Annotated in this window: 9 protein-coding genes; 4 read left to right on the forward strand and 5 right to left on the reverse strand. The window is 54.8% G+C overall.

The annotated features are described in order from the left end of the window. Positions 1-195: 195 nt before the first annotated feature. The 3 genes from K0B01_14010 to truA all read left to right on the forward strand — a co-directional run bounded on the left by K0B01_14010 (position 196) and on the right by truA (position 2,779). On the forward strand, positions 196-333 hold the full coding sequence (locus tag K0B01_14010; GenBank protein ID MBW6487254.1) for a hypothetical protein: 138 nt from the start codon (positions 196-198) through the stop codon (positions 331-333). A 144-nt stretch (positions 334-477) separates the two neighbouring features. Further along, positions 478-1,884, forward strand: a complete 1,407-nt coding sequence (locus K0B01_14015) for an SH3 domain-containing protein (GenBank protein ID MBW6487255.1) — start codon at positions 478-480, stop codon at positions 1,882-1,884. Between the two features lie 55 nt (positions 1,885-1,939). Then, on the forward strand, positions 1,940-2,779 hold the full coding sequence (truA, locus tag K0B01_14020) for a tRNA pseudouridine(38-40) synthase TruA (GenBank protein ID MBW6487256.1): 840 nt from the start codon (positions 1,940-1,942) through the stop codon (positions 2,777-2,779). Positions 2,780-2,846: 67 nt separating this feature from the next. Here truA and K0B01_14025 read toward each other — a convergent pair whose 3' ends face one another. Next, positions 2,847-3,701, reverse strand: coding sequence for a ribonuclease D (locus K0B01_14025; protein MBW6487257.1), 855 nt, complete (start codon positions 3,699-3,701; stop codon positions 2,847-2,849). A 371-nt stretch (positions 3,702-4,072) separates the two neighbouring features. Here K0B01_14025 and K0B01_14030 point away from each other — a divergent pair, with 371 nt between their 5' ends. Further along, positions 4,073-5,377 (forward strand): pyridoxal phosphate-dependent aminotransferase, encoded by a 1,305-nt coding sequence (locus K0B01_14030; protein MBW6487258.1) that lies wholly within the window; start codon positions 4,073-4,075, stop codon positions 5,375-5,377. Between the two features lie 49 nt (positions 5,378-5,426). On the opposite strand, the gene K0B01_14035 is transcribed toward K0B01_14030, so the two are convergent. From K0B01_14035 to larA, 4 genes are all read right to left on the reverse strand, one after another. After that, on the reverse strand, positions 5,427-5,900 hold the full coding sequence (locus K0B01_14035; GenBank protein ID MBW6487259.1) for a universal stress protein: 474 nt from the start codon (positions 5,898-5,900) through the stop codon (positions 5,427-5,429). A 122-nt stretch (positions 5,901-6,022) separates the two neighbouring features. Beyond that, entirely contained in the window at positions 6,023-6,808 is a 786-nt protein-coding gene (locus tag K0B01_14040) for an ABC transporter permease (GenBank protein MBW6487260.1), read from the reverse strand. Continuing rightward, complete coding sequence (locus tag K0B01_14045; GenBank protein ID MBW6487261.1) at positions 6,805-7,716, reverse strand: ATP-binding cassette domain-containing protein; 912 nt, start codon at positions 7,714-7,716, stop codon at positions 6,805-6,807. The genes K0B01_14040 and K0B01_14045 overlap by 4 nt, the downstream gene beginning before the upstream one ends. Further along, the coding region (gene larA / locus K0B01_14050; GenBank protein MBW6487262.1) for a nickel-dependent lactate racemase at positions 7,713-8,990 on the reverse strand (1,278 nt) is incomplete at its 5' end. The genes larA and K0B01_14045, both read right to left, overlap by 4 nt.

Consider the following 8,990-nt stretch of genomic DNA (forward strand, 5'->3'; position numbering starts at 1 on the left):
TTGTAGCATGTCTTTAACCTCGTTGGTTTGGTATTTATGGCGTCTTGACAACACATATATATCTGAATCAACGGGGTTTTTCAATGTATTTCTCTTGCAATATCCACTTTAATCGCGGATTTTGGGTATTAAAATGGTGGCTGACGCCTCTTTTTTCTGATAAAGTCACAGAAACAGTGAGAATGGAGCCTCCTCATGGCAACAAAAATGTTTGCACTCATAACCAGCGACAACCGGGAAGTAGCGCTCGAAGCCGCCGGTTTGAATGTAGTTTATGTCGGTTCAGTGATTTCCGATATTATCAAGGATGACTGGGCGCAACTCACGTTTTGAGCCACGCTTCCCGACTGCGAAAACCAGAGCCTTGAAGACGACCTCGATGGCCGTGTAAGCGCCTTAACGCAATTTAACGATACCCCAAAACCGGCAGATGCCAACATAAGCTAAAGACGCGCTATGATTTTCCGAACTTGTTTAATGGCTGCCAAAATAAAGAGACGCCTGCATCTTTTCGCGTCGCCTGTAATCACATCAGTCCTGATGATTTTTCTTGTGGCGCTGGCGCAACTGGCAGTTCCGTCAAGCATTCTGGCGCAGCGAACGATCCGCGATCTTTCCGCCCTCAGTCAGAATCCGCTTTCCTACATGCAAGCCGCCACCGCCGATCAATGGCTGCTGCCGCCGGAAGAGCAGGCGCGCCTGAACAGGGAAGCAAACCTTGCGTTTTTTAACCCGTGGCATCGTCAACAACCGCACCACAGCCGGGAAACGGCAACCTGGGGGGTGCAAAAATATGAAAACAATCCTGGTTATGGAAGCGACGGACGGCTCCGCAGCCCAAACTGGATAAGATCAATCATTGAAAATGTTCCCGTCGAACTCTATCCGCAAGGGCTGTTTCCTGCAATAACGTTAAGGCAAACCGATTCCCGAATGCTGCCAACCATAGAGCGCCATTCGAATTATTCGACGCCGGGGATAAAAAACTCGTTCGACAACTTTCAGCAGTCCTCTATCCCGGCGGGGACTCCCGTTTTTATCACGTTAATCAGTCGGGATAAAAAATGGCTGCTTGCGGAGACCGAACACCTTGTCGGCTGGGTTAAGGCCGAGGTGGTCGCTCCCGTGACGCCCGCTTTTATGACATCCTGGGAAAATGGAAACTATGTAATTATCGTGCGGGACAAAACGCCGGTTTCAGGCGGCGGGGGCGCCCTGTTTTTCGCGCCGCTGGGGGCCGTTTTCCCCAAAGTCGGGGGCAAGGGCGAAAGCGTGCGCATCGGAATTCCGCAAAGGGACGCCGCCGGCAGGGCCTCGTTAGCCGAAGGAAGCATCCCGGCAGGAGCGGCGGCCGAAAAGCCGCTTCCTTTCACCGCTCGTAATGTCGCGCGCCTTGCCGGCGAACTCGTCGGCGGAAAATACGGCTGGGGGGGATTCCAGGGTAAAAGGGACTGTTCGGCAACAACCAGGGATCTGTTCGCCCCTTTCGGCATCCTGCTGCCGCGCAACTCTATCGACCAGGCCGGCGCCGGGAGGTTCGTGTCGCTGCTTGGGCTTGCGCCTGAAAAAAAAGAGGCGCTCATCACCCAGCAAGGCGTCCCCTGGCGGACGTTGCTCTGGACGCCGGGGCATATCATGCTGTATATTGGAACGTACCGGGGAAAACCTTTGATATTCCACAATTTCTGGAAAGTAGGAACAAAAGGGGCCAATGGCGTAAAGGGCCGGATTATCGTGGGAAAAACGGTCATTACGACGCTTCACCCGGGCAGTGAACTTCCCGACCGGGACCTGCCTGATGCCGACATCCTGTTTGGCCTGCAGGGGATGATCTTGCTCGGGGAGAAGAATCAGCAGTTGTTGCCGGCGCCGCCGCTGAAATAAAAAACACCGGATCAGGCAATGGTTGGCGAACAATTAAGGAAGATGAAGGGACAACATGAAAGAGAAAAATGCGCCGCCGCGCCCGAAAAGAACGGGCCAGTCTTTTTGCTGCAAGTACAAGCTTACCCTGGAGTATGACGGAACCGGCTACCGCGGCTGGCAAACGCAGAAAAACGCCCGGAGCGTGCAGGGAACCCTTATTACGGCAGCGTCGCAACTTTTCGGCCAGGGGGTGGAGATTCAGGGGGCCGGACGCACCGATGCCGGTGTGCACGCGCTGGCCCAGGTTGCCCACCTTGAAGCCCCGCGCCGGATTCAGCCGCAAAAGATGCTTTTCGAACTGAACGAACTGCTCCCCGCCTCGATCAACATTCTCAAGGTCGAGGAGGTCGCGGACAAATTTCACGCCCGGCACACGGCGCAGGCCAGAAGTTATATCTACCTGCTGTCCGGTCGGCGCACCGCCTTTATGAAGCGTTATGTCTGGTGGGTGAAAGATGCTCTCGATATGGGGAAAATGCAGGCGACAATGGAAAAATTCCACGGATTCCACGATTTTTCCACCTTCGCCGATAAAAGGATCGACAAGAATCTCTCGACGGAGGTGCAGATTGAGCGGTTGGAGCTGAACAGTTGGGGGGACATGATCGTCTTTCGCATCGTCGGTTCCCATTTTTTGTGGAAAATGGTGCGGAGAATCGTCGGGATTATGGTCGAGGCGGGGCGGGGAAACATCCCCCCCGCGGAAGTGGAGAAGTTGCTGAAGAGCCATTCCGATCTCCCGGCGCACTACACGGCGCCGACCTCCGGTCTTTTCCTGGAAAAGGTGCTCTATCCGGGAGACGCGCTGGCGCCTTTGGCGCTGCCTTCTCTTCTGTCCTCGGAAAGCCGGTAGCGCCGGCGCCTTTGCCATCCGCCGGAGAGGCCGGAGGCTATTCCGGGCAGACCTGACAGAGGTATTTTTACTGAATCAGGATATCAATTATCTCCGAACCGAAGCGTTGCGCACCCGCCGACGAGAGCAGCCCCGGCCCGACTATTTTCTCCGCCGAGACTTCGTCAACGCGGGCCAGGGAGACAAGCTGGTGATCCGACAAAAGCATGAAGCAGGCGCGATCGGTCTTTTGCGCCTTGTCGAAGCGCCAACTGTACAATAACCGGAGCCTCTCCTTCTGGGCGGGGGTAAGCTGCCGATAGCCGGGGAGTTTGCGGTGACCGCTCTGATCGATATCCCTTGGCCTCCAGACGACCTCCGTTACCCCGGCAAAAACCCGTTCCGCCTCTCTTTCCAGCCCTTTTTCATCCAGCTCCGCCTTCAGTTTGAGATAAAGGGGAGGCAGATAAACCGTATCGAGCGCGGCGTAATTCAATTGATCGATACTCAAGGGCCGTAGATCCCACCGGGAGCGTTGCATTTTTTTTTCAAGAGTAACGCCCAGATAGCTCTCCAGCAGGCGGGAAAGGGCAAGCTGGCGCACCCCCAGCAGGGAGGCGGCGCGATGGGTATCAAAGATGTTGCGGAAGGAGAATGAGTAATCGCGTTTGAGAATTCGGATATCGTTATCCCCGGCGTGAAAGATCTTCAAAACGTCCGGATTGTCAAAAACTTTTCCCAGAAATGCCATATCGAGACCGGCCATCTGGTCGATCAGCCAGGTTTCTGCGCCGGTTTGAACCTGAAGCAGGCATAATTTGTCGAAGAAATAGCGGAAGGAGTCATACTCCGTATCGATGGCGACAACGGCGGCGGCAGCGATTTTTTTTTCGGCGATTTTAAGGTTTGCCGGGTTATCTACAAAAGTCCATCTGTTTTCCATTTATTATTCTTTCTTGTTTCGTATATTTTCAAAGAGTTGTTCCCGATTTTAACGCGGGAGAGCCAATTGCAAAACTATTTGTCATTCCCGAATGTTTCTATCGGGAATACGGTTTTTCAAGCAGTTAGAACCAGATTCCCGCTTAAAATCATTGCGGGAATGACAGAATGTGAGAGTTTTGCAATTGCCTCGGGAGATAAAAATATTGCGTCTCTATTGACTCATACCGCTATCAGCACAGATTTTCAACCCTTAATGTCCACAACAAGCAGGAGCGGTAAAACTGCGCTTAAAAAAATTATAGACAGAAACTGTCAATTGTATTAATGAAACGCAAAATCTAACTTACGGGAAGTTAACATGAGGGGATTATGAGATTCGATATTGCCCGGAGCGGGAATGGGCTTGTTTATGAAATCCGCAACATTGTCAATGTAGCCAATCGGCTGAAGCAATCGGGGGTGGAGGTTGTCTGGGAAAATATCGGCGATCCGATCCAGAAGGGGGAAAAGATCCCCGAATGGATGAAGGATGTGCTGACGGATTTGCTGCACGAAGACGCCACTTACGGCTATTCCCCGACCAAAGGGATGGAAGCGACCCGGGAGTTCCTTGCCCAAAGGGTAAACTGCCGCGGCAAGGTGCAGATCACGGCGGACAGCATACTCTTTTTCAACGGTCTGGGCGATGCGATAGCCCGTGCCTACGGCGCCATCCGGGTTGATGCCCGGATCATCATGCCGGAACCGACCTACTCCACCCATCTGCTGGCCGAGGTTTTGCACGCCTCTTTTCCACCGAACACCTACCGGATGAACCCTTACTGCGACTGGTCGCCCGATCTCAACGAGCTGGAAAGAAAGGTGAAGAGCCACCGGTCGATTGTCGGCATCCTCGTCATCAATCCCGATAATCCCACCGGCTATGTATATCCGGAGGAGGCCCTCCGGCGGATAGTCGAAATCGCCAAAACCTACGACCTCTTTCTGATCTTCGACGAGACGTACCAGAACATCATTTACAACGGGAAAAAGACGGCGCCGTTATCGGATATCATCGGCGATGTTCCCGGCATCTCCATGAAGGGGATCTCCAAGGAGTTTCCGTGGCCCGGCGCCCGCTGCGGCTGGATGGAGTTTTACAACGCCGACAAGGATGAAACCTTCGCCCGGTATATCGACGCCATCCTGACCCAGAAGATGTCGGAGGTCTGCTCGACGACGCTGCCGCAACTGGCGATTCCCAGGGTTATGGCCCACCCGGAGTATCAGCCCTACCTGAAAGAAAGGGTTACCAACTATGAAAGGCTCTCCAACACCGCCTATGAAATTCTGAAGGACCTGCCCTATGTCATGGTGAACAGGACCTGCGGCGCCTTTTATATGACGGTTGTTTTCAACGAGGCGGTGCTCAACAACAACCAGCGGCTGGCGATCGCCCAGTTAGACGTCCGCACCTACATAGAGGAGCTTGTTGCCGAACCGATCGAGCAGGACAAGCGCTTTGTCTATTATCTGCTGGGGGCGACCGGCATCTGCGTCATTCCGCTCACCTCGTTCTTTACCGATCTGCCGGGATTTCGCATGACGCTCCTGGACCGGGACGAACAGAAGTTCGAGCATGTTGTCAAGACGATTGGAGAAAAGATTGTAGAGTATGTGGAATCGGCCCGCTGAAACCAGCACGGGCCGATTTTGTGAAAATTATGAGTTACGCCCCTCAGGTTTAGACCCCTATTTTTTTACCGGGGACGACGAGTACCGGAACAGGCGACTGCCGGACGATTTTTTCAGCCACGCTTCCCAGAACCGCGTGTTTTAGGCCGGTTCTGCCGTGCGTGCCAACAACAACGATGTCGATGCCTTCTTTTTTAGCAAAATTAAGCGCTTCCTCATCTTCGCGGCCGATCTTGATCACGGCGTGCACATGCTCCTTGTTTTTTATCTTGCTAAGATAAAGATCTTCAAAATTTTGCTCGATTGCCTTCCGGTGGGCATCCTCGACCTTCTTCCATTCCTTGGCGCTCAAATAACCCTCTACATAGTGCGGATAATTATTCGGGTATGTCATCACATGCAGGATGTACAAATCACTCCCATCCCGCCGCGATATTCCGAACGCGTAACTGAAGGCCTGGTCTGAATTTTTGGAAAAATCCGTGCAGAAAAGCACCTTTTCGTACCTTGGATATTCAACCATTTTTTGTTCCTCCTCTCATCAGTGAAAAGGGTTTAAACTTCTTTACATAATGGCTATCCCTGCGCAGCATGATAAATCAAAGCAGGGACGACAGTCAATGAAAATTTACGGCGGCGCCCCAATCATTTAATGAGACGGCGCCGCATCAAATAGAGGGCTGTAGGCAGGGTTGCCATGCAGAAAACAGTCAGATAGGCGATCCCAATCAGGATAGAGGCGTTAAAGTTGCCGGTTGCAAACGAACGGGCAAGGTTGACCAGATGGGTCAGCGGGAGAAAAACAGCCGTTGTCTGCGCCCAGCCCGGCAGATTTGCCAAGGGGAAAAAGGTCCCGCCGAAGAGGAACATCGGTGTTATGAACAGAAAAATCGGTAGATTGAACAGTTCAATATTCGGCACCAGGGCCGTGCAGATCATCCCCGCCCCGCCGAAGGCAAGTCCGCCCAGCAGGGCCAGCGGCAGCAGAAGCAGGCCCCCGGGATAGTTGATCAATCCAAAGACGCTGATCACCGCCATCATGATTGCTGTCACGATAACCGCCTTTGTCGCCCCCCATAATATTTCGCCGGCGATGATCTCCTGGACGGTGAGCGGCGTTGTCATCATCGCATCAAAGGTCTTCTGGTAGTACATCCGGACGAAGGACGCGTAGCTGGTTTCGAAAAAGGCATTGTTCATCACCGCAATGGCGATCAGCGCCGGGGCGATAAAACGGGGATACGAGATGGTCGCTCCCCCGTAGGCAACGTTGCTGATAAGCGCGCCCAGCCCCGCTCCAAAGGCGGCAAGATAGAAGATTGGTTCGAGGAGCGGCGGCAGGGATCTGACTCGCCAACTCTGCATATAGACGAGCAGGTTTCTCCGCCAAACCCGCAACAGACGGGAAGAAAGCTTTGCCTTGATGCTCATTCCCGCAGCTCCCGTCCGGTTAGGCGAAGAAAGACATCCTCCAGCGTCGCCATGCGCATGATGCACCCAATCTCGCCGAAACGTTTGCGGAGCTTCAGGCAGAGTTCCTCTCCGTCATCCAGGCTGACGATGATGCGGTGGCCGAGGTTCTCGAACGACGCCCCCTGTTCCCGCAAAAACGCCTCAATCCCGCCCGCCGGTTCGACGATCTCCAGAACATGGCGGCCAACATGTTGTTGGATCAATTCGGCCGGTTTGCCTTCAACCAGAAGTCGCCCTTTGTCCACGATCAGAAGCCGGTCGCAGAGACGGGCGGCTTCATCCATATAGTGCGTTGTCAGCAGAATGGTAAGTCCCTCCCGCTTGAGATTTTCCAGACGCTCCCACAACTGGTGGCGGGTCTGGGGATCGAGCCCGGTTGTCGGTTCGTCGAGGATAAGCAGTTCCGGACGGTTGAGGAGGGCCCGGGCGATCACGAGGCGTCGAAGCATTCCGCCGGACAGTTCGCCGGGTTTTGATTTCTCCCGGGTTTCCAGCGCCATGAATTTGAGCAGCTCCCGCGACCTCTTTCTGGCTTCCCCTGCGGGAATATTGAAATAACTGGCAAAGACCTCAAGATTCTGCAGCACGGTAAGGTCTGGATCTACGGCGTTTTCCTGCTGGCAAACGCCAATTCGGTCCTTCACCTGCCGCGCCTGCCTTGTTATGTCCATGCCAAGCACCGCAAGCGTCCCACTGCTGGGCGGGGAAAAGGCGTAGATCATCCGGATGGTCGAGGTCTTTCCCGCTCCGTTTGGCCCCAGAATCCCGAAACATTCCCCGGCGGCAACGGTAAAGGAGAGATCATCGATCGCGACGAGATTGCCGAAGGTCTTGCGGAGGTTTCTTGCTTCAATGACCGTTATCACCGGTTTTCCGCTTGCCCCATCGCCAGGAGGGGGATTGCGTAAGGACCCTCCCGGATCACCGCCACGCTGGGATTTACGCCCTTTCTTTGATAGTCGGCTATGGCGAACCGCAGGGCATTTTCTACCAGCTCCTGCAGAAAAGCCGCCGGCTCTGCTCCGGGCGCGTCTTCCCTCAGGTCAAAACAGGAGTTCCCGGGGATGAGCGAGTACTGCTCGCGCGGTATCGTATGGGTCAGGTAAAAGAACCGCTTGGCGTCGATTTTGCGGAACACCTTTCCCCACATCTCCGGCTCCCACTGATCCTTGGTAAACTTCCACCCCGGCGCCTCGATCATCCGGAGGTAATGCTCGGCCCCCTGCATCTTCAGCAGATGGAGGAGACTTCGATATTCCAGCCCGCCGATCGGCTGCGCGTCGCGGTTGTCGGTAGCCAGGATCAGGATTCCGCCCTTCCTTACCGCCGGCAGGGCGTTGTACGCTGCTTTCACCGCCTGGTAGTGGTCGCGTCCGACATAGCCGCCGTGGGTAAGAACGATATCGTACTCGTGTTCCAGCGGGACTGATACGTAATGCCGCACCATGCTTGTCGCCGCCTCGTGCGCCGCTTCCAGGTGGCCGGCAAAAACGCCGGTCAGCCGCATGTCCCGGTCAAGCGTCGTATTGACAATGAAATCGATGCCAACCTTGCGGGCGATGGCCAGCGCCTCTTCGTGGCAGGGATTGCCCTGAAGGATCATGTTGTCGGCCAGGGGCGATTCGAGGAAGCCCGGGCCGTGAAATTTCTGGATGGTCCTTTTGTCAACGAGGCCGGGACAAACCCCTTTGCGCCCTCCGGAAAAGCCCACCATGAAGTGACTCTCCACAAGGCCCGTGACGATTTTGATATCCGCCTGGTAGAAAGCGCTGTTGACAAAAACGTCCCCGCCGGTTGCACTTTCGCCGATAAACGACAGGAGGGCTTCATTTTCGCAGTCGTGATCCAGTATCCGGTAATGGGCGACGACCTCCTCTCCGTACATTTCAAGCCGTTCCCCGGGGCTGCTGGGCCGGTGCATGCCGTTGCCGATCACCAGCACGATGTTCTTCCGGGCGATCCCTTCGGCCTCCAGAAGGGAGAGCAGCGGCAGCAGGAGGCCGGTTTCTCCCTTGTAGGGAACCGGCCGGGTAATATCGGAAACGGCGATAGCTGCCGTGAGCTGCTCGGGCGGCTTGTCCTTCGCCCTGATAATCTCGCCGAGCGTTGGGCAGCCCTGCGGATGCAAAAGCGCCTCCCG

This window comes from Syntrophobacterales bacterium (assembly GCA_019429105.1).
Taxonomy (GTDB): domain Bacteria; phylum Desulfobacterota; class Syntrophia; order Syntrophales; family UBA5619; genus DYTH01.